Source organism: Kitasatospora sp. NPDC094016 (genome assembly GCF_040304045.1).
GTDB lineage: Bacteria > Actinomycetota > Actinomycetes > Streptomycetales > Streptomycetaceae > Kitasatospora.
The window spans coordinates 39,077-58,804 of record NZ_JBEOUK010000030.1 but is presented as its reverse complement, the minus strand read 5'-3'; the positions used below and the strand labels follow the sequence as shown (position 1 = coordinate 58,804).

At 74.7% G+C, this 19,728-nt stretch carries 17 protein-coding genes and 1 pseudogene; 4 read left to right on the top strand and 14 right to left on the bottom strand.

From position 1 onward, the window contains the following. Positions 1-135: 135 nt before the first annotated feature. The 3 genes from ABT015_RS25205 to ABT015_RS25195 form a co-directional block, all read right to left on the bottom strand. A complete protein-coding gene (locus ABT015_RS25205; protein ID WP_350882768.1) occupies positions 136-987 on the bottom strand; it encodes an SDR family NAD(P)-dependent oxidoreductase in 852 nt (283 codons plus the stop codon). Between the two features lie 124 nt (positions 988-1,111). Then, positions 1,112-2,356: a trans-sulfuration enzyme family protein gene (locus ABT015_RS25200; RefSeq protein ID WP_350882766.1), complete on the bottom strand. Its 1,245-nt coding sequence runs from the start codon at positions 2,354-2,356 to the stop codon at positions 1,112-1,114. Between the two features lie 100 nt (positions 2,357-2,456). Continuing rightward, positions 2,457-2,834: a hypothetical protein gene (locus ABT015_RS25195; protein WP_350882764.1), complete on the bottom strand. Its 378-nt coding sequence runs from the start codon at positions 2,832-2,834 to the stop codon at positions 2,457-2,459. Positions 2,835-3,053: 219 nt separating this feature from the next. Between ABT015_RS25195 and ABT015_RS25190 the strand changes: the two genes are divergently transcribed. Continuing rightward, positions 3,054-4,796 (top strand): LCP family protein, encoded by a 1,743-nt coding sequence (locus ABT015_RS25190; RefSeq protein ID WP_502897395.1) that lies wholly within the window; start codon positions 3,054-3,056, stop codon positions 4,794-4,796. 120 nt (positions 4,797-4,916) lie between these two features. Here ABT015_RS25190 and ABT015_RS25185 read toward each other — a convergent pair whose 3' ends face one another. The 4 genes from ABT015_RS25185 to ABT015_RS25170 all read right to left on the bottom strand — a co-directional run bounded on the left by ABT015_RS25185 (position 4,917) and on the right by ABT015_RS25170 (position 7,874). After that, complete coding sequence (locus tag ABT015_RS25185; RefSeq protein ID WP_350882762.1) at positions 4,917-5,576, bottom strand: double zinc ribbon domain-containing protein; 660 nt, start codon at positions 5,574-5,576, stop codon at positions 4,917-4,919. 241 nt (positions 5,577-5,817) lie between these two features. Next, complete coding sequence (locus ABT015_RS25180) at positions 5,818-6,066, bottom strand: hypothetical protein (protein ID WP_350882760.1); 249 nt, start codon at positions 6,064-6,066, stop codon at positions 5,818-5,820. A 138-nt stretch (positions 6,067-6,204) separates the two neighbouring features. Continuing rightward, complete coding sequence (lepB, locus tag ABT015_RS25175) at positions 6,205-7,209, bottom strand: signal peptidase I (protein WP_350882758.1); 1,005 nt, start codon at positions 7,207-7,209, stop codon at positions 6,205-6,207. Positions 7,210-7,277: 68 nt separating this feature from the next. After that, positions 7,278-7,874, bottom strand: a complete 597-nt coding sequence (locus tag ABT015_RS25170) for a helix-turn-helix domain-containing protein (RefSeq protein ID WP_063350727.1) — start codon at positions 7,872-7,874, stop codon at positions 7,278-7,280. A gap of 95 nt (positions 7,875-7,969) precedes the next feature. On the opposite strand from ABT015_RS25170, the gene ABT015_RS25165 reads away from it, so the two are divergent. Continuing rightward, entirely contained in the window at positions 7,970-8,344 is a 375-nt protein-coding gene (locus ABT015_RS25165; protein WP_350882756.1) for a hypothetical protein, read from the top strand. A gap of 83 nt (positions 8,345-8,427) precedes the next feature. Here the strand turns inward: ABT015_RS25165 and ABT015_RS25160 are convergent, their stop codons facing one another. The 3 genes from ABT015_RS25160 to ABT015_RS25150 all read right to left on the bottom strand — a co-directional run bounded on the left by ABT015_RS25160 (position 8,428) and on the right by ABT015_RS25150 (position 12,866). Further along, the gene (locus ABT015_RS25160) at positions 8,428-9,903 is read right to left on the bottom strand and encodes a GlnX family signal transduction membrane protein (RefSeq protein ID WP_350882754.1); all 1,476 of its coding nucleotides are present in this window, start codon (positions 9,901-9,903) and stop codon (positions 8,428-8,430) included. A 529-nt stretch (positions 9,904-10,432) separates the two neighbouring features. Then, a complete protein-coding gene (locus ABT015_RS25155) occupies positions 10,433-11,254 on the bottom strand; it encodes an SDR family NAD(P)-dependent oxidoreductase (protein ID WP_350882752.1) in 822 nt (273 codons plus the stop codon). A 442-nt stretch (positions 11,255-11,696) separates the two neighbouring features. Beyond that, a complete protein-coding gene (locus tag ABT015_RS25150) occupies positions 11,697-12,866 on the bottom strand; it encodes a magnesium and cobalt transport protein CorA (RefSeq protein WP_350882749.1) in 1,170 nt (389 codons plus the stop codon). 571 nt (positions 12,867-13,437) lie between these two features. Here ABT015_RS25150 and ABT015_RS25145 point away from each other — a divergent pair. Next, positions 13,438-14,664, top strand: a complete 1,227-nt coding sequence (locus tag ABT015_RS25145; protein WP_350882747.1) for an NAD(P)/FAD-dependent oxidoreductase — start codon at positions 13,438-13,440, stop codon at positions 14,662-14,664. An 89-nt stretch (positions 14,665-14,753) separates the two neighbouring features. Here ABT015_RS25145 and ABT015_RS25140 read toward each other — a convergent pair whose 3' ends face one another. After that, a complete protein-coding gene (locus ABT015_RS25140; RefSeq protein WP_350882745.1) occupies positions 14,754-15,653 on the bottom strand; it encodes an ATP-grasp domain-containing protein in 900 nt (299 codons plus the stop codon). A 255-nt stretch (positions 15,654-15,908) separates the two neighbouring features. Between ABT015_RS25140 and ABT015_RS25135 the strand changes: the two genes are divergently transcribed. Then, positions 15,909-17,510, top strand: coding sequence for an ABC-F family ATP-binding cassette domain-containing protein (locus ABT015_RS25135; RefSeq protein ID WP_350882743.1), 1,602 nt, complete (start codon positions 15,909-15,911; stop codon positions 17,508-17,510). Positions 17,511-17,553: 43 nt separating this feature from the next. Here the strand turns inward: ABT015_RS25135 and ABT015_RS25130 are convergent. The 3 genes and pseudogenes from ABT015_RS25130 to ABT015_RS25120 all read right to left on the bottom strand — a co-directional run. Continuing rightward, positions 17,554-17,889 (bottom strand): annotated as a pseudogene (locus ABT015_RS25130) (SAM-dependent methyltransferase); the annotation flags it as partial. A 127-nt stretch (positions 17,890-18,016) separates the two neighbouring features. Beyond that, positions 18,017-19,135, bottom strand: coding sequence for a DUF6745 domain-containing protein (locus ABT015_RS25125; RefSeq protein WP_350882741.1), 1,119 nt, complete (start codon positions 19,133-19,135; stop codon positions 18,017-18,019). A gap of 198 nt (positions 19,136-19,333) precedes the next feature. Continuing rightward, positions 19,334-19,660: a DUF8820 family protein gene (locus ABT015_RS25120; RefSeq protein WP_350882739.1), complete on the bottom strand. Its 327-nt coding sequence runs from the start codon at positions 19,658-19,660 to the stop codon at positions 19,334-19,336. Between the last annotated feature and the right edge of the window lie 68 nt (positions 19,661-19,728).

Genomic DNA, 19,728 nt, shown 5'->3' with positions numbered 1-19,728 from the left:
CCCACCCCGGCGGCCGGCCCCGCGCCGCGCCGAGCCGCCCCGAGCGGGACCCTCGGACCCGTCAGGATCACCAGGCCCGTCGGACCTGTCGGACCTGTCGGGCCCGTCAGGCGTGTCAGACCCGGGCCGGACTCGTCAGACCACCCAGCCGCCCGTCATCCGCCGCACCGCCGAACCGTCCAGGTCGGCCAGCTTGGTGCCGGCGAAGGCCCGGGCCGCCTCGGAGGTCTGCACCCGCAGCGGCGGCCGCTCGGCGGTGAGGGCCGCGACGATCGGGGCGGCCGCCTGCTCCGGGGTCTGGGCCTGGGAGAAGGCCTTCAGCGTGCGGTCGACGTAGGCTCGCAGGGCGGGGGCGTACGGGCCGGCCGCGGCGGTCAGCGCGGGCAGGTCGACGGCCTGGTTGCCGATGAACTCGCTGGCGACGGCGCCCGGTTCGACGACGGTGACGTGCACGCCGACGGTGGCGGCGACCGGCGCCAGCGACTCCATGAAGCCCTCGACGGCGAACTTGGCGGCGCAGTACGCCTCGTTGAAGGGCTGTCCGACCACGCCGCCGACGCTGGTCACGGTGACGACCCGGCCGCCGGAGGCCCGCAGGTGCGGCAGTGCGGCCCGGGTGACCTCGACCACACCGAAGAAGTTCACCTCCATGGCGGCCCGCACCGGCGCCGTCCCGTCCTGCTCGATCGTGCCGACGTGGCCGGCGCCCGCGTTGTTGACCACCGCGTCGAGCCGGCCGTGCCGGGCGAGGACGGTCTCCAGGCAGGCGGTGACGGAGGCCGGGTCGGTGACGTCCAGTTGCTCGACCTCGACCCGCCCGCCGACGCCCGCCTCGGCGGCGGCGCGCCGCAGGGCCTCGGCCCGCCCGGTGTCGCGCATGGTGGCGACGACGCCGTACCCGGCGCGGGCGGCGGCCACGGCGGCGGCGAGGCCGATCCCGGAGGAGGTGCCGGTGATGAGGACGATCGGGGCGGCGTCGGTGTCCATGGAAGTCTCTCCTCGGATCTCCCCGGCTTCTCCGGGGAAAAGTGTGTGCGTGCACACGCACCATACATTTAGGTGCACGCGCACGCAACCGATCGACAGCCCGGTAGCGCCGGTCGGGCGGCCGTCACACCTTCGCCAGCGCGCCCTCCACGTCCGCCCACAGGTCCTCGGGGTGCTCGATGCCCACCGACACCCGCACCGTCCCCGGACCGATCCCGGCGGCGGCCAACTCGACGTCGTCGAGCTGGCGGTGGGAGGTGCTGGCCGGGTGGAGCACGAGGGTGTGCACGCCGCCGAGGGAGGGGGCGAGGGCGGCCAGGCGGACGGATTCCGTGAAGGTGCGGGCCGCCTCGCGGCCGCCGACGAGGTCGAAGGCCAGGACGCCGCCGTGGCCGGCGGGCAGGAGCCGGCGGGCGAGGTCGTGGTCGGGGTGTCCGGGCAGGCCCGGGTAGTGGACGGCTTCGACCGCGGGGTGGGCGGCGAGGCGGTCGGCCAGGTCGAGGGCCGTCTCGCAGTGCCGGCGGACCCGCAGGGCGAGGGTCTGGAGGCCTCGCAGGGTCAGCCAGGCGGCGAACGGGTCGGCGGCGGCGCCGAGTTCGATGGCGTAGTGCCAGACCTTGCGGTGCAGTTCGGCGTCCGCGAGAACGGCGACGCCGGCCAGGACGTCCGAGTGGCCGCCGAGGTACTTGGTCGCCGAGTGGATGACGACGTCCGCGCCGTACTCGATCGGCCGGCAGAGCAGCGGCGTCGCGAAGGTGTTGTCCACGACGCTGACCACCCCGGCCCGCTTGGCGACGCCGATCAGCCCCGGCAGGTCGGTGACCCTGGTGGTGGGGTTGGAGATGGTCTCCAGGTGCAGCAGCCGCGTGGTGGGCCGCAGCGCCGCCTCGACCTCGGCCGGGTCGTCGCCCCCGACGTGGGTGACCTCCACCCCCCAGCGGTCGGCGAGGTCGGCGAGCACGGCGAAGGTGCCGCCGTACAGGCTTCGCTGGGCGATCACGTGGTCCCCGGAGCGCAGCAGGGCAAGCAGGACGGTGTTGATCGCACCCATGCCGGAGGCGGTGGCGATCGCACCGGCGCCGCCTTCGAGGTCGGCCACCGCCGTCTCCAGCGAGCGGACGGTCGGGTTGCCGTAGCGGTTGTAGAAGAAGGCCCCGCCCGGGCCGCTGAAGGCCTGGGTGAGCGCGTCGCTGGTGTCGAAGGCGAAGAGGTGGCTCTGGTGCAGCGGCACGCCCATCGGACGGCTGCCGGTGGTGTCCGCCAGGGGCGGGTGGACGATCCGGCTCTCGGGGCGCAGCACGTCGGGGGCCCGGTGTCCGTCGGGGGTCTGCTGTCCGTCGGGGGCCTGGTGGCCGAGGTAGTCGCTCATGTGCCCCATCGTCGGGCCGGTCGCACGCCGCGCCCAGGGCCAATCGCACCCAGGTGGCCCGCCCCGGCGCCGCTGCGGCACGGGGGCGGGCCACCGCGGCTCACTTGCGGCGGCCGAAGATCCGCTTCGCGGCGTAGACGATGCCGACGATCAGCAGCACGAAGAACAGGATGATCAGGATGACCACGACGATCAGGAACTTGCCGAGCTTGGCGAAGAAGCCCGACTTCTTCTTCTCGTCCTTGGCCGCGAGGTGGGCGGCCGGCGCGGTCTGACCGCTCCGGGTGCCGGCGGAGACGGCCTGGCCCGCCGCCGGGGCGGCCTGGCCGGAGCCGGTGACGGAAACGGTGGTGGCGGCGGCCACGACGGGCCTGGGTGCGGCCGTCGCCGTCGCGCTCGACGCCGCGGCGGTGAGGCCGACGGCGGCCAGCAGTGCCACCAGGGCGCCGGCTATCGAACGTGCGATCCGGTGAGTCATCGTGCTCCTCGTACGGGTTCTGAGCAGCGCGGAGGAGCCTGGCTGACCGGATCCGCTGGTCTGACCAGGTGGTTTTCTCATCTGCGCCTAGTATGCTCCACTGAGTTTCTACAGCGGTGTAAAAGTTTAGCGACGGGCCTGCCCGGATCGGCTCCGGCCCCGGTCACGCACGCCCGCCGGTCCGACGGGGGTTTCGTGGCAACTGTGGAGGATGACGACGTGTCTGGTCGCAGAGGTTCCCCCGGAGCCGGAAAATCGCCGCGCCGGGCGGCCGGCGGCTCGCCGGAGGGCCGCATATCCGACGGCCGCACACCCGAGGACCGCACCGCGCAGGGCCGCCCGGCGGACGGCGGCCAGGCCGGACAGACGAGTCAGGCCGGCCGGGCCGGTCAGGCGAGCCGCACGAGCCGGGCGAAGCCCAAGGCCAAGCGCAGCACCAAGGAGAAGGTGCTCTGGGCGACGGCCGGCTGCACCGCCCTCCTCGTCCTCGGCGGCTGCGCCGTCTACTACCGCCTGAACAGCAACCTCACCACCTTCGACGGCGACGCCCTCAGCAAGGACCGCCCGGCCGCCGCGGCGCCGGACTCCCAGGGCCGCACCCCGGTCAACGTCCTGCTGATCGGCTCGGACAGCCGCGGCAACGGCAACAGCGACCTGGGCGGCGGCGGGGACGGCGGCGCCCGCTCGGACACCGCGATCCTGCTGCACGTCTACGCCGACCACAAGCACGCCGTCGGCATCTCCATCCCCCGCGACTCCCTGGTCACCATCCCGCCGTGCAAGCTCCCGAACGGCAAGTGGACCAAGGAACAGACCAATGCGATGTTCAACAGCGCCTTCTCGGTGGGCAACAGCGACCAGGGCAACCCGGCCTGCACCCAGAACGCCGTCGAGAAGCTCACCAACCTGCGGGTCGACCACACCATCGTGGTGGACTTCAACGGCTTCGCCTCGATGACCAAGGCGGTCGGCGGAGTCGAGGTCTGCCTGCCGAACGACATCCACGAGGGCGATCTCAACCCGAACCTGGGCAAGAAGGGCAAGCTGGTCTTCCCCAAGGGCAAGCAGAAGGTGGAGGGCCAGTCCGCGCTCGACTTCGTCCGAGTGCGGCACGGCATCGGCGACGGCTCCGACATCGGCCGCACCAAGCGTCAGCAGGCCTTCCTCTCCTCGCTCATCAAGGAGGTCAAGTCCCGCGGCATGGACCCGACCACCCTGCTGCCGCTCGCCGACGCCGCGACCAAGTCGCTCACCGTCGACCCCGACCTCGGCTCGGCGGCCAAGCTGCTCTCCTTCGCCATGTCGCTCAAGGACGTCAACCTGCACGACGTCAAGTTCGTGACGGCGCCGTGGCGCTACGAGGGCCCGCGGGTCGCCCTGCTCCACCCCGACTCGGACCAGCTCTGGGCCGCGCTCAAGGCCGACCGCACCCTGGACGGCCAGGACGCCAGCGCCACCGCCGCGGACTCCGCCGCACCGGGCACCCCCGCCGCCGAGGCCACCCCCAGCCCCACCGCCACCACCCCCGTCCCGGACGCCAAGGGCGGCGAGGCCAAGCCCGCCGACGTGAAGGTCGCCGTGCTCAACGGCACCGGCGCGACCGGGCTCGGCGGCAAGGCCGCGGAGGCCGTCAAGGGCGCCGGCTACACCGTGACCAGCGTCGGCAACGCGACCGGCAAGCCGCGCGCCACCACGGTCGTCGAGTACGGCGCGGGCGAGCGCGCCGCGGCCGACGCGGTCGCCAAGCTGTTCCCGGGCGCCACCGTCCAGGCCGGCGGCAAGGGCGTCAGCGTGGTGCTCGGCCACGACTTCGCCGCCGCCAATCCGGCCGGTGCCGCCGACCCGTCCGCCTCCGCGTCGCCCGGCGGGGCCCCGGCCGCTCCGGCCCCGGTGCCCAGCAGCGTCGCCAACGCCGCCCGGTCGGCCGACGACGACCCGTGCGCCAACGTGTCGTACGGCTGACCCGGTCGGGACGTACGACGACGGCGGGGCGCCTGCGGATCCTGATCCGCAGGCGCCCCGCCGTCGCGAGGTGCGCGGGGTGCACGGGGTGGGCCTGTGAGGTCTACGAGGCCCGCGGTGTCAGCGCCTGGCGCCGCAGGACGGGCAGAACGCGGCGCCCTCCGGGATGTCCTGGTGGCACTGGCCGCACTGGGTCGGCTGGGCGAGCCGGTGGCCGCAGCCCGGGCAGAACGGCGTGCCGTGCGTCTCCGCCGAGCACTGCGGGCAGACGAGCTGGCGCGGCGTCCGCACGTCGAACTCGGCGCCGGACTGCTGGCCCTGCTGGTAGGAGCGGTCGGACACCATGTCGTTGAGGCCGCGTCGCTGCGCCGCCATCGCCTCGGCCGCGGTGTCCGGGGCGCAGTTGTGGCACAGGCCCTGGCCCGGGTCGAAGCAGCGGCCGCACGCGTAGTAGGTGCAGCGGGCGCAGCGGTTGAAGTGCACCTGGGCGTTGGTGATCGCGCGCTGGAAGGCGGCGTCGCGCGCGTTGCCCCAGGTGTGGCCGGCCAGGCCGTCGGCGGCGTTGCTGATGGTGTTGGCGTTGCCGCCGATGAGGTTCCAGGCGGCGCTGACGCCCTTGCCGATCCAGCCCGCCACCTGGCCGGTGGTGAACGCCTCGAACGGCGAGCGCCAGGTGTCGGAGCAGCGGTGGCAGGAGAACTCGAACTGGAAGCCCGCGCCGGTGCCGTGCTGCTCACACAGGTCGCGGTAGTTGCTGCTGAAGTAGATCTCGGAACTCACGTCGTCCCCGGTCGATGAGGTGGCATGTCGGCGGCCCCGGGCCCCCCAAGGTGCCGACACGGATGGGGCGGGTCACGGGGGCGCTGCACAGAATCGCACATGCCGTCATATTTTGTGAATCTCTTATGGACAACGCCTCGTGACCGCCGCACCGAGGGACGTCCGGACCCACCGGACCGGTTCCGATCAGGCCGGTACCGGTCCGATCGGAACCGGTCCCGTAGGAAGGGCCGACGCCTCCTCAGAGCCCGGCGACCGGCAGCAGCAGGACCCGCGCCGGGTCGAACCGCTCCCAGCCGGCCGGCTGCCCGCTGCGGCTCACCCGCAACCGGCACCACCGCTGCCCGGCGGAGTCCTGCCACCAGCCGCTGATCCGCCCGGACGCCCAGGTGCCGTCGCCGAGGTCCACCTCGACCGGCTGGTACACCCACTGGACGTCCGGGTCCGCCGGCTCCCCGACGGCCACAGGACTGCGCCGACTCTCCACCACGGTTCCGCCTCCCGACCCGGCCCCGGTGCGCGGCCTCCCCGGTCGGGCGGCCACGCGACCAGGCGTGCAGCTCACCCCGGAAACTCTACAGGCGTGTAGAGAAAGACGGGAGGAGTTCCGCCGAAGCCCTCACCCGGCTCAGCGGCGGTTTCGGCGCGCGCCACGGCGGCGGCGCCACAGGGCGAACGGCACGACGGCGGCCAGCCCGAGCGCGTCCGGCGCCGACGGCGCCTGCACCGGCGCGGCCGCGCCCGCCGGCACCTTGCCGAAGGTGTCCGGGACGGGCAGGGTGGACCAGTCCGTGAGCGGCCACGCGACGACGAAGGCCCGGCCGATCACGTTCCCCACCGGCACGAAGCCGTCACCGGTCTCGTTGTGGTGCGGGCGGGAGTCCCGCGAGTTGTTGCGGTGGTCGCCCATCACCCAGAGCTTGCCCTTGGGGACGGTGACGGTGCCCACCGGGTCCTGATCGCAGGGCGCCGAGCCGGGGAACAGGTACGGTTCGTCCAGCGCGACGCCGTTCACCTTCAGCGGGCTGCCCGCCTTGCACTCGACGGTGTCCCCGCCGACCGCGATCACCCGCTTGATCAGGTCCTTCTCGTCCGCCGAGGGCATCAGGCCGACGGTGCTCAGCACCTTCTGGACCGAGCTCATCACCGAGCCGTCCGCGTGCGTCGGCACGCTCTCCAGCCAGCCGCCCGGATCACGGAAGACCACCACCTCGCCGCGCTCGGGCTCGGCGCCGAACCACGGCGTCAACTTGTCGACCAGCACCCGGTCGCCGATCGCCAGGGTCTGCTCCATCGAGCCCGAGGGGATCGAGAAGGCCTGGACGAAGAAGGTCTTGATGCCGAGCGAGAGCAGCAGGGCGATCACCAGCAGAATCGGGAGCTCCTGCCAGAACGGGCGCTTCTTCCGCGCGCTCTTGGCGTCCGGCTCCGCGCCGCCGGCGCCGCCGGCCCCACCGCTCGGACCGCTGCCGCCGCTCCCGTCGCCGCCGGAACCACCGCCGCCGACCCGGCCGGCGCCGCCGCCGGAGGCCTCGAAGGCCCCCGCCGCGCCCGGGACTTCGGCCGCACCCACCGCGCCGCGCTCCCCGGTTCCACCGCTCTCGCCGGACTCCGTGCTCTGCTGGACACTCATCTTCTCGGCCCCTCCCGACGGCCTGGCGGGAGACCGGAACGGAAAACCCCCGCTGTCAGGGAACGAACCTACCGAACGGAGGTTCCCGGGCGCGCCCTGACATGGATCCGCTCACCCTGAGGACCGAACAGACTGAGGAACTCCACCGGCTGCGGCCCGGCGTTGCCGAAGGCGTGCGGGGTCCGGGTGTCGAACTCGGCGGCCTCACCGGCCGTCAGCACCAGGTCGTGCGAACCGAGCACCAGCCGCAACCGGCCGGACAGGACGTACAGCCACTCGTGGCCCTCGTGCACCTTCAGCTCCAACTCGGGCTCGGTGCCCCGGCCGGGCGGCATGATCTGCTTGAAGGCGTGCAGACCGCCGAGGTGGCGGGTGAGCGGGATGATGGTCTGACCGTTCCTGGTCACCGGGCGGGGATGGACCCGGGGGTCGCCGGTGGCCGGGGCGCCGACCAGTTCGTCCAGCGGCACCCGGTACTCCCGGGCCAGCGGCAGCAGCAGCTCCAGGGTCGGCTTGCGCTGCCCGGACTCCAGCCGGGACAGCGTGCTGAGCGAGATCCCGGTGGCGGCGGCCAGTTTGGCGAGGGTGGTGCCGCGCTCGCGTCGCAGGGCACGCAGCCGGGGGCCCACCGTGGTGAGGACGTTCTCGAAGTCTTCGTCGGCCATGCCTGCCATTCGCCGGGACGGCAAGGGTGTTTGTCAAACCGGCACACCGGTGCACGGGCGCGCGGGCCCGTCGGCGCGCCCTATGCTGTCCGGCCATGCGCATCCACCTCACCCGGGACAGCGTCGCGGCCGGCGACGACGCCGACGCCCCGCACGCCGCGTCGCCCGCCCTCCCCGACGGCCTCGACCTGCCCGACGGCCTCGATCTGCCGGAGGCGCTCGCCGCCCTCGGGCTCCCCCGGCCGTACCTGCCCCTGATCGGCGGCGGCCGCGCCAGCTGGATCCTGCGCACCGGCGACGGCACCCCGCTCGCCGTACTCGCCCAGCAGTGGCCGCGCGCCCGGCCGCTCCCGGGCGTCCGGGGCCCGCTCGCCCGCCTGGCCGGCCCGGACGGCGACGTCCGGCTGCACGCCGAGTACCGGCGCCAGCTGGACCCGGACGCCGAGTACGACCGGCTCGCCGCCGGCTGAGGCCGGGGGCGCCGGAGCCCGCCGGGGCTTCGCCGACGCCCGCCCGGTGCGCGACCGGCCGACCCGCGGCGCGGGGCCGGCGGCTACCGGTACTCGCGCAGGCGCGGCCGGACGCCCAGCGCGGTGAGGGCGAGCGCCGCCACCAGCGCCCCCGCCGCCAGGGCCGCCGTGCCGGCGTCGAGGTCGCCGTCGGTCGCGGCGACCGCCGAGTCCATCGCCCTGGCGTTGACCGCGATGGTGTCCCCGATGGCCGTGCTCAACTGGTCGAAGTCGTAGTTGGACTGCCCCTGGGAGAGGCCGGTGTTGAGCGTCACCGCCTCCTTGAGCCGGCCCTCGTCGCGCAGCGCGCGGATCTTCCGGTCGTCCTGCTGGTACTGCTGGAAGGCGGCCAGCACCCGCTCGGCGGCGTCCTGCTCACCGGGGAACGTGATGTTGTGCAGTTCGGTGCCGAGGTAGCCGCCGAAGGGGACGGCCGTGTGGTCGGCGCGGTGCCGGGCGGCGGCGTCCGCCAGTCGGGCGTTGTAGTCGGCGAGGGTGGCGCCGTCCAGGCGGGCGATCGCCTGCGTCTTGTCGAGGAAGCTCTGCTCGTAGGCGGCCGCGCGGGACGGGTCGGTGAGGTAGCGGCTCTCGTCGGCGTTCAGGTCGAACGCGACGGCACGGGCGCGGCTGAGCGCGATCACCGAGTCGTAGGCGTTGCTCTTGGCGGTCACCAGGTGGTCGTCGGCGCGGCCGACCAGGTGCAGGCCGATCGCCAGCACGACGCCGGTGAGCAGCGTGACCGCGGCCAGCGCCGGGTTGACGACGCGGTGGTAGCGCACCGCCAGGACGCGCTGGAGCCCGAGCAGCGCGGCGAGCGCGAGCAGGCCGACCGCGAGCAGCCACCACCAGCCGCTGCCGAGGGCGTCACGGCGCTCGGTGTAGACCTGTTCGACGGTGGCCTCGTTGGCGGCGGTGACCTGGTCGGCGGCGGGCAGCAGTTGCTGGCGCAGCAGGTCTGTGGCCTGGCGGTAGGCGTCCAGGGCGGCGGGCGAGGGCTGGCCGGCCGGGGCCTTGGCCTGCTCCTCCAGCAGCTGGGAGCGTGCCACCAGTGCCTCGTAACTGCCCAGCCGGCCGAGCACCTGCTGGACGGCGCGCTGGCCGGCCGGGTCGGCGGCCGCGGCCTGGGCGGCCTGTTGGAGGTCGCCGTCGGCCTGCGCGCGGCGCTGCTCGTAGGTGTCGAGGGTCTGCTTGCGCAGCGTCGTGTAGTCGGGGTCGGCGCCGACCAGCAGCAGGTTGGCGGCCTGGGCGTCCATGTCGCTGAGCGCGAAGTAGAGGTCGGCGGCGCGGGTGGCCTGCGGGGCGGCCCGGTGGCCGATGGTGTCGGTGCCGTCGCGGGCCCCGCCGAGGACGGTGGTGGCGGCCGCGCCGAGGCCGATCAGTGCGGCCAGGCTGAGTGCGGTGAGGCCGCGGACCAGGCGCGGGGTGGTCCAGTAGGCGCGGCCGCCGACCGTCCGCGCGCCGTGCCGGAGCCGGGCCAGGGTGCTCGGGCGGGGGGTCGGGGCGGCCGTTGTCGGGGCCATTGTCGTGGCCATTGTCGTGGCCGCTGGTCCGGCCGCTGGTCCGGCCGCTGGTCCGGCTGGGGCCGGTTCCCCCGCCGGATCGGCTTCCGTCCCCGGGGCCGTCTCCCCCGTGGTGGCCGTCGTGCCCGCTGCCGAGGTGGTCATGGCCGCACGTTCCTCTCCCCCGTGGCACGGTCCGCCGGGGTTTCCTGCTGAAACCGGCGCAGAACCGTTTCTCTCCGCCGGGCGACGCTAGTGCCGCGCCACCTGTGGAAAGCCCCCCCCTGACGGCTCCTTGACGCCGCCGGGCGCCGTTCTTGACGCATCCTTGGCGACCGTCCCCGGCGCCCGGCGGTGTCCACCGGTTCGCGGCGGTTCGCGGCGGTTCTCGGCGGTGGTGAGTGGTGAGTGGTGATGGGTGGTGGCCTGCGGTGGTGGGCGGATCAGCCCTGCCCGGCCCGGCGGCCGCGGTTCGCCGTGTTCTTCCGCCGGGCCCTCTTCTTGCGGGCGCGCTTGGACATCGCGTGCTCTCCGATTCCGGGGAAGGGCTTCAAGCGGCCTGGCCGACCAACTGGTCCGCCAGCTTGACCAGGCGCTTCAGCGAACGCTCCTCCTGGGCGGCCTGCGCCACGGGCGCCACCGAACCGCCGTCATAGTAGGCGCCGTTGGCGACCGCAACGTCCGGCAGGCAGAGCCGGACGACGGCCGCCGCACCCTCCGCCGCCGGCGCGCCGGCCCGCCCGTACAACGGCAGCAGCGCCGTGTCGCACAGGCCCGGGTTGAGGCTGACGGCGGTGATGCCGGAGCCGGCCGGGGCCATGTCGGCGGTCGCCATGGTGAGCGCGAGCTGCGACTGCGCGTACGCGGCCACCCGTGAGTACCTCTTCACCCGGTGCGGGTCCGACCAGTTCATCGACGCGGTCCGGTGCAACGAGGACGAGACGTTGACGATCCGGGCCTCGCCGGATGCCGAGAGCGGCGCCCGCAGCAGCCTGGCCAGCAGGTGCGCGGCCAGGAAGTTGACCTGCAGCGAGACCTCGTTGCCGTCGTCGGTCAGCGTGCAGCGTTCGGGCGCCATCGCGGCGGCGTTGTTGACCAGCAGGTCCAGCGCCGGGTAGTGCTTGACGACCGTGCCGGCCAGCACCGCGACCTCCGAGAGACGGGTGAAGTCGGCTGCCAGCTCGACGAGTTGGTCCCGGCGGGCGCCGGCGTCGACCAGCCTGGCGACGGCCGCCTCGGCCTCCGGAGTGGTCCGGGCGTGCACCAGCACGGTGGCACCCAGCCCCGCGAGCAGCCGGGCGGTCTCCCAGCCGATGCCGGAGGAGGCGCCGGTGACGAGGGCGGTACGAGCGGACAGGACGGATTCGGACATGACCGTTCCCAGGGTGCGGGGCACCCCGGCCCTGTCCGGGCCGGGGTGCGGGCTCAAAAGACCTGATGAGATGCGGAACTCGCGCGCCCGCCCGCACCCCGCGCCGATCGGGCGACGGGGCGGGGCGCGGCACGTGCCGTGCCTTCCGGCGGGGAGGCTCGGATCAGCGCACGGCGATGGCAGCCGCGGCGACGCGGACCGGCGGCCGCGGATGCGGCGGGCGGTCGTGGTGGCGTGCCGGGCGGTTCATGCTCCTCATCCAACCGGCGGGCGCGGACCGGGGCAAGCGCCGCGCCGCCGCCCTGACGAATCCCTGACGCCGGGCGAACAGCCGTGCGGTCGGCGCCGGTTGCGGCGACCGGTCAACCCTCACCGGTTTTCGGCGGCACGGCGGAGCCGGTCGCGAGCACCGCGCCCGAGCCGACCGCGCCCCGCCCCGACGTCAGAGCCAGTTGCGGCGCTTGAAGACCACGTACAGCCCGGTGCAGACCAGCGCCATCAGCCCGACCGCGAACGGGTAGCCGAACGCCCACTTGAGCTCCGGCATGATCTCGAAGTTCATCCCGTAGACGGTGCCGATCAGCGTCGGCGCGAAGAGGATCGCCGCCCAGGAGGAGATCTTCTTGATCTCGTCGTTCTGCACGTGCCCGGCCTCGGCGAGCTGCTTCATCTCCTCGTTCTGCCGCTGCGAGACCAGCGTCGCGTTCACGGTCAGGATGTTCTGCAGCATCTGCCGGAAGCCGTCCACCCGCTCGGCGGCGTAGGTGGCGTGGTCGGCGACGTCGCGCAGGTAGCGCTGCAGCTCGTCGTCGGTGCCGTACTTGCCGAAGCCCGCCTCCAGGCTCCTCATGATCTCCAGCAGCGGCCGGGTGGCCCGCTGGAGCTCGATCACCTCGCGGGACAGCTCGTAGATGCGCCGGGAGACCTGCGGGTCGCCGCCGAACACCTCCGTCTCGATCTCGTCGATGTCGTGCTGGAGCCCGGCGATCACCGGCGCGTAGCCGTCCACCACGGCGTCCAGCACCGCGTACAGCACCGCTTCCGGGCCGAGCGCGAGCAGGTCCGGGTCCGTCTCCAGGCGGCGGCGCACCGCGGACAGGTCCGGCGCCTGGGAGTGGCGGACGGTGAGCACGAAGTCGGGGCCCACGAAGAGGTGGATCTCGCCGAAGTCGACCTCCTCCGCCTCGTCCAGGTAGCGCGCGGCGCGCAGCACCACGAACAGCGTGTCGCCGTAGCGCTCCAGCTTCGGCCGCTGGTGGGCGACGATGGCGTCCTCGACGGCCAGTTCGTGCAGGTTGAAACGGTCCGCCGCCTCCAGCAGCTGCGCCTCGGCCGGGCGGTACAGGCCGATCCAGGCCATCGCGCCGGGCCGGTCGGGCAGTTCGCGGTAGATGTCGGCGAGGTTCGCCGGTGCGTCGATCCGCCGCCCGTCCCGGTAGACCGCCGCGTCCACCACGGAGCGCTCCAGGGTGACCGGCTCGACGGGCTGGTCGGGCCGCGGATCCATCGAGTGCTCCGGAGCCGGCTGCGCGTCGGTGGGGCCGGGGCCTCCGGCGGGGCGGGAGAACGGACGCTTGCTCGCGCGCACGGCGCGCACACGCCAGTCGGACATGGCGGATACCTCCACGGTGGGTGCCCGGCCACCGTCCGGGGACGGCGGGCCGGAGGCGCCCGGCCGGCCACCACGCGCACGGCGCGACCGGCGGCACCTCGTCGAGGACGAGGTCAGCGCCGCGTGGGAGCCGTACGGGAGGAGGAACGCCGGGTGCCGCGAATGGTGCGGGACAACCGGGGGCGGGGCCGACTTCGACCCGGACTACTGCACTCCACGGCTCTCACCTCCTCGGCTCCGCGCGCCCGCGCACCGGAAGGGGGGCCTGCACAACTCCCGCCGAGTGTAGTACCCGCTCCCGAGTGCCTCCCACCGCCCGCCCCCGGGGAGCCCGCGCGGCAGTGCTCCGGGCTGGTCGTGCGCCCGGCGCGTTCGGGCACCAACGGCCGCCCGAACCCTGCCCGTTCGTCCCGCCGATGCGATTACGGGGCCGCTACCGCCCGACTACGCTACGTGTCATGACTTCTTCGGGAACGGCCCCCGGGCGGGTCACGGCGGTGGTGATCGGCGGCGGACTGGCCGGCACGGTGGCGGCCTGGGGACCCTGCGCGGGTTCGCCGAACGGATCGTGATGGTGGAGCGGGACCACTACCCGGCGGAGCCCACGTTCCGGGCCGGGGTGCCGCAGAGCCGGCACGCGCACCTGGTGCTGGAGGCCGGGCACCGGGCACTGGAGGAGATGATGCCCGGCATAAACAAGGAGCTCACGGAGGCGGGCGCGGCGCGGATCGCCGTCTCGGGCGATCTGAAGTGGCTCAGCTCGGCCGGGTGGATGGCGCAGTACCCGGCGCAGCTCGCCTTCCTCTCCTGCACCCGGCCGGTGCTGGACAAGGCGGTGCTGGACCGGGTCCGCGCCGATCCCACGATCGAGTTCCTGGAGGGCACCGACGTGGTCGGCCTGCTCGGGTCGGCCCGCGCGGTGACGGGCGTCAAGGTCCGCGCCCGCGGGCCCGAGCGCGGCGAAGTCCAGGAGATCCCGGCCGAGTTGGTGGTGGACGCGGCCGGCCGCACGACCTCGGTGCCGGACTGGCTGGCGGAACTGGGCCACCCGCCGGTGCCCGAGGAGCGGGTGGACGCGGGCGTCGCGTACTCCTCCCGGCTGTTCCACCGCCCGGCCGGCGTCGACATCGGCTACAAGGCGATCTACCTGCAGACCAAGGCCCCCGACGCGCCCCGCCTGGGCGTGCTGCTGCCCGTCGAGGGCGACCGCTGGATCGTCAGCGTCGCCGGCATGCGCGGCGCCGAACCCGAGCCCGGCGAAGCCGGGTTCACCAAGCAGCTGGCCCAGCTGCGCGACCCGAGCATCCGCGAGGCGCTCCAGCAGGCCGAGCCGGCCTGCGAGGTGCGCGGCTTCGTCCCCGGCCCCGGCATCCGGCGGCACTACGAACGCGGCGCCCCGGACGGCCTGGTGGTGGTCGGCGACGCCGCCAGCACCTTCAACCCGGTGTACGGGCAGGGCGTCACCGTCGCCCTGTTCTGCGCCCGGGAGCTGCGCCGCACCGCCCTGCGCCACGGCGGCATCGGCCACGCCACGGCCCGGGACGCCCGGCGCGCGCTCGCGACCGTCTCCAAGAACCCGTGGGTGATGTCCTGCACCGAGGACGTCCGCTTCGCCGCCACCACCGGCGGCCCCTCCGGCGCCCTGCTCGCGTTGCAGCACCGCTTCCTCGACAAGGTGCTGGCCGGCGCCGCCCACAACCCGGCGGTCACCGCCGCGTTCCACGAGGTGATGTCGCTGGTCGCCCCGCCGACGCTGCTGTTCCGCCCGTCGCTCCTCGCCGCCATCCTGCGGAGCTGACCGGCGCCCTCGCCATCCTGCGGAGCCGACCAGCCCCCTTCACCGGCCGCCGGCCAGGGGCCCGCACGCCGTTCGCCCGGCCGGAACCGTCAGACGGACTCCAGGTGCGCGGCCACGTACGGTACGGCGACCTGCTCCAAGGCGCCGCGGCCGAACGCCGGGTGGACGTTGACCTCGAAGACCACGCCGCCGCTCTCGGCAGCAAGGTCGACCCCGGCCAACGGCAGGCCGAGGCAGGCGACCGCGCGGATCGCCAGGTCCGCGAGCCCCCGGGGCAGTTCGGCGGCGGTGAGCAGGGCGGAGACGGCGCCGCGGCTCTCGTTGCAGGGGGCGTCCGGATCCGCCTGCACGTGTTCGACGACCCGGACCACCCGGCCGTCGAGCACCACCACCCGGTACTGGTGGCGGCGGCCGTCCGGGGTGAAGTTGAGGGCGTCCCGGGCGATCAGCCAGTCCGCCCCGCCGCGCTCGTAGTGCCGTGCGGCGGAGACGAGCTGGGCGTGGGTGGTGACGTGGAAGACGTCGTCGCCGCCCATCCCGACGCAGGGCCGGGCCCAGACATCGCCGCCGAGCCGGTCGAAGGCCTCGGCGGCGGCCCGCGGGCTCGGCCGGGACAGCGAGACGGTCGGCATGTGCGCGACGCCGTCGCGGATGAAGCGGGCCACCGTGAGGTCCTTCTCGGTGGCCGCCCGCCAGGCCTGCACGCCGGTGCCGAGCGAGCGGGCGCCGTGCGCGCCCAGCAGCCGCTGGCAGGGCGCGAAGTCCCGCCGCCGGTGCGGCGGGATCTCGTAGACCACGACGGCGTCGGCCGCCACACTGCGGCCGTCCGCCTCCAGGCGCAGCCCGCCCTCGTCGTCGGGGCGGATCCGGCCGCCCCCGCCGGTCATGAAGTGCCGGGCGTCGAGCAGCACGGGCGCCCGGCCGGTCAAGGCCCGGGCGGCGGCCACGAGGACGTCCCGGCTTCCTTCGGTCGAACTGTGATCAGTCAAGAGAACGAGCTCACGTCGACCCATGCGGGTCATGGAAGCGCGGGGCCCGTACCCCGGCAAGGCGGCCCCACGAGCCAACACCCGCCCCGCTGGCCGAAACCCGCGCGGACGCGGTGCGCGGACGCCGGCAATTCGGATGCGGACGCTCCGCCCGCCCCGTACCCTGGCCAGCATGTCTACGCCCCGAATTTCCTAGCCGACGGACCCACTTCCACGCCACCCGTGTGTCCGTTCGCTGTTTCGGAGCGTTATCCCATGATCACCACTCGTGGTGTCGACCTGCGCGTCGGCGCCCGCCTCCTGCTGTCCGACATCACCGTCCACATCGCCCCCGGCGACCGGATCGGCCTGGTCGGCCGCAACGGTGCCGGCAAGACCACCCTGCTCGCCACCCTCGCCGGAGAGCTCCCGCCCGCCGCCGGGACGGTCACCCGCACCGGCCCCGTCGGCTACCTCCCGCAGGACTCCCGCGCCGCCGACCCGTCCGCCACCGTCACCGACCGCATCCTGTCCGCGCGTGGCCTGGCCACCGCCGTCCGCGCGCTGCGCGCCGCCGAGGAGGCGATGGCGCGGGCCGACGGACCGCACGAGCAGCGCCGGGCGATGGACGCCTACGCCCGCGCCGAGGCCGAGTTCCAGTCCCGGGGCGGTTACGCGGCCGAGGCCGAGGCCGCCCGGGTCGCCGCCGGCCTCGGACTGCCCACCCGGGTCATGGACGCCCCGGTCGGCACCCTCTCCGGCGGCCAGCGCCGCCGGGTCGAGCTGGCCCGGATCCTCTTCGCCGACCACGGCACCCTGCTGCTCGACGAACCCACCAACCACCTCGACGCCGACTCCGTCTCCTGGCTGCGCGGCTTCCTGGCAGCCCACCAGGGCGGGCTGGTCCTGATCAGCCACGACCTCGGCCTGCTCGCCGACACCGTCAACCGGGTCTTCCACCTCGACCCGCAGCGCGCCGCGATCGACGTCCACAACACAGGCTGGCGGGCCTACCTCGACCAGCGCGCCGCCGACGAGCGCCGCCGCACCCGGGAACGGGCCAACGCCGAACGCAAGGCCGCCGCCCTGCACGCCCAGGCCGACCGGATGCGGGCCAACGTCGCCACCGCCACCAGCGCCCGCAGCATGGCCCGCCGCGCCGACCGGATGCTCGCCGACCTCGAACCCGCCCGGCAGGCCGAACGGACGGCCCGGATCCGGCTGCCCGAACCCGCCCCCTGCGGCCGGATGCCGCTCGGCGCGATCAGTCTCGCCAAGGCCTACGCCGGCCGCCCGGTGCTCAGCGGCCTCGACCTGGCCGTCGACCGGGGCAGTCGGATGGTCGTGCTCGGCCTGAACGGCGCCGGCAAGACCACCCTGCTGCGCATCCTGGCCGGCCACGAGAGCCCGGACACCGGACGGGTGGTGCCCGGCCCGGGCCTGCGGCTCGGCTACTTCGCGCAGGAGCACGACACCCTCGACCCGGCGCGCAGTGTCCGCGACAACCTCGCCCAGGCCGCGCCGCACCTGAGCGACGGCGAACTGCGGCACGTCCTCGGCGCGTTCCTGTTCCGGGGCGACGACGCCGACAAGTCGGCCGGGGTCCTCTCGGGCGGTGAGAAGACCCGGCTGGCGCTGGCCGGCCTGGTCCACTCCGGCGCCAACGTCCTGCTGCTCGACGAGCCCACCAACAACCTCGACCCGGCCTCCCGGGCGGAGGTGCTGGCGGCGGTCGGCACATACCCGGGCGCGATCGTGATGGTCACCCACGACCCGGGTGCCATCGAGGCCCTGCGGCCCGACCGCGTCCTGCTCCTCCCGGACGGCGACGAGGACCTGTGGCACGACTCCTACCTGGAGCTGGTCGCCCTGGCGTGAGCGGCGCCGCCTGACGCCGGCGCGTGACAACGCCACCTGCCGGCCCGGCATCCCGCGCGGCGGCGCTCTCGTCCTCCGGGCGGCGGGCCCGGCGTGCCTCGGGCTGCGGGCCGAGGAAGTACTCGACCGGTTCGAAGGCGGACGCCGGCCCCACGTGCTGGGCGCAGTGGATGCCGCCGGGCCGCGGTACCCGGGCGATCTCCGACCACCAGGCCTTCACCGGATGACGGCCGGTGACCAGGTCGAAGGCCCCGTCGCCGAACGGCAGCGGCGGCTCGTCCGGGTCCGCGACCACCACCACGCCCAGCGGGTGCAGCAGGCCGGTGGCGCGCGCGACGTTCGGCGGCCAGGACTCGGTGGCTGCCATGGCGGCCGGAAGCGCTCCGCGGGGGCGGGCGCGCCGGGGGTGGGCTGTCCTGTTCCGCGGCCCGCCGAGGACAGCGCCGGGAGCGGCCGGCCGGGATTCGCGGCTCAGCGGCCTGCGCCGGGGGCTGGGGCTGGGCCGGTCAGGTCTCGCGCTGCGGGTGGTACTCGGACTCGGGTATGCCGAAGGTCCAGGCGACCCCGGCGCGGGCGGTGCGGGTGCTCGGCGGGACGCGCAGCCAGTAGGTGCGGAAGGTGCCGTCGGGCTCGGCGGTCGAGTTGACGACCTCGACCATGACCACCGGTTCGTCGTCGGGCAGGGTGATCCGCCAGAGCACCCCGGTCTCGTCGCGGTGGATGGGCTCGGCTCCGGAGTCGGCCAGGTAGCGCTCGTAGCCGTAGTGCTCCAGCAGGACGCGGCGCAGTTCGGCGTTCTCCTCGGTACGGATCCGCTCGACGGTGACGTCGGCCAGCCCGGCCAGGAACTCGGCGGGCACGGGCATGCCGCGCCAGGCGTGCAGGGCGAAGCCGTCGGCATACTCCAGGGCGGGGCCGTCCCCCCGGTCGAGGCGCCCGGCCTCGTCGCGGTGCAGCGCGACGGGGCGCTCGCTGACCAGCGCGACGTCCTGGTACGGCCACCACCAGCCGGCCTCGCGGGCCACCCCGGCGAGCGGCGCGACTGCCTCGGCGCTGCCCCCGGCCTCGGCGGAGGCGGCCTCGAAGGCGGCGAACCAGGGAGCGTCGTGCTGGCCGCGCACGGCGTCGAGCAGGGCGAGCCGGACGGTGGTGCGCCGGGCGCGGGCGGCGGCGGCCGCGTCGTCCGGGGCCTCCTCACGGTCGGCCTCGGGGGCGAGCCGGTCGAGGACCGCCGTACGGATGCGGTCGGCGAGCGGGGTGGTGACCGGGCCGAGCTCGCCGCCGGTGAGTGCCCAGTGCGCCGCCCACCCGGCCGCGCCGACCTCCTCGACGGCCCGCCGCCGGGCCTGTTCCCAGGGCCCGGTGCGCACGGCCTCGCGCACGCTCACCGCGCCGGCGGCCCGCAGCTGCAGCGCAGCCTCGGCGGCGGCGAACGGCGAGCCGAACCAGCGGACGGCCGTGGGCTCGGGCAGCCCGGCCGCCCGGTAGGCGGCCCGGACCGCGTGCTCGGCCGCCGACCGGTCGGCCGGACCGGTGGCCGCCGCAGCGGCCCGCCAGCGGGCCGTCACCTCGGCGGGCCCGGCCGTCACCGCGCCCGCCGGGCGGTCGGGAATCGTCGTCTCCATCGTCTGCTCCGTTCCCGGCCGGGCTCCCCGCCCGGCCGCCTGCTTCCGTTCCGTTCGGCACCGCGTGTTCCACGCCGCAGATTCCGCGTCGCACGCCGCGCCCGCCCACCCGTCTACGCGCCGCCGGCCGTCGCCCGACGTCCGACCACCCGTCCGTCAGCCGCCCGTCAGCCGCCCGTCCGCTCGTCGGGCTCCGCGTCAGTCCGCGACCACCCGTACTGCACCCGGGGTGTACTCGCGCTGGCGCACCACCCGGTACCAGCTCTTCGGCAGCGGTATCGCCGCATGCTCCTCGTGCACCACCCGGCCGCCCTCGGGCAGGTGCAGCCAGCCCGCGCCGAACGGACCGGCCTCCCGGCGCAGTTCCCCGGGACCGACCACTGCGTGCGCGTGGCCGGTGACCTCCCCGAGGGCCAGCACCATCCGGCCCCGGCCGTCCCGGGGCCGGACGGCCAGCGTGGCCACCCGGGGCGGCACGGCGCCCTCCTCGACCGGCACGATCAGCACATCGCCCTGGCGGTACATCAGTCCTCCCTCGCCGTACGGTCGGGCCCCGGCGGCAGCCGGAACCCCGGGCTCCACCGTGTTGTTCG

Coding starts and splice junctions, on each gene's coding strand:
- ABT015_RS25205 (WP_350882768.1), bottom strand. CDS start 987: ATGGACACCGACGCCGCCCCGATCGTCCTCATCACCGGCACCTCCTCC.
- ABT015_RS25200 (WP_350882766.1), bottom strand. CDS start 2,356: ATGAGCGACTACCTCGGCCACCAGGCCCCCGACGGACAGCAGACCCCC.
- ABT015_RS25195 (WP_350882764.1), bottom strand. CDS start 2,834: ATGACTCACCGGATCGCACGTTCGATAGCCGGCGCCCTGGTGGCACTG.
- lepB (WP_350882758.1), bottom strand. CDS start 7,209: ATGAGTGTCCAGCAGAGCACGGAGTCCGGCGAGAGCGGTGGAACCGGG.
- ABT015_RS25170 (WP_063350727.1), bottom strand. CDS start 7,874: ATGGCCGACGAAGACTTCGAGAACGTCCTCACCACGGTGGGCCCCCGG.
- ABT015_RS25165 (WP_350882756.1), top strand. CDS start 7,970: ATGCGCATCCACCTCACCCGGGACAGCGTCGCGGCCGGCGACGACGCC.
- ABT015_RS25160 (WP_350882754.1), bottom strand. CDS start 9,903: ATGGCCCCGACAACGGCCGCCCCGACCCCCCGCCCGAGCACCCTGGCC.
- ABT015_RS25155 (WP_350882752.1), bottom strand. CDS start 11,254: ATGTCCGAATCCGTCCTGTCCGCTCGTACCGCCCTCGTCACCGGCGCC.
- ABT015_RS25150 (WP_350882749.1), bottom strand. CDS start 12,866: ATGTCCGACTGGCGTGTGCGCGCCGTGCGCGCGAGCAAGCGTCCGTTC.
- ABT015_RS25145 (WP_350882747.1), top strand. CDS start 13,438: ATGGTGGAGCGGGACCACTACCCGGCGGAGCCCACGTTCCGGGCCGGG.
- ABT015_RS25135 (WP_350882743.1), top strand. CDS start 15,909: ATGATCACCACTCGTGGTGTCGACCTGCGCGTCGGCGCCCGCCTCCTG.
- ABT015_RS25125 (WP_350882741.1), bottom strand. CDS start 19,135: ATGGAGACGACGATTCCCGACCGCCCGGCGGGCGCGGTGACGGCCGGG.
- ABT015_RS25120 (WP_350882739.1), bottom strand. CDS start 19,660: ATGTACCGCCAGGGCGATGTGCTGATCGTGCCGGTCGAGGAGGGCGCC.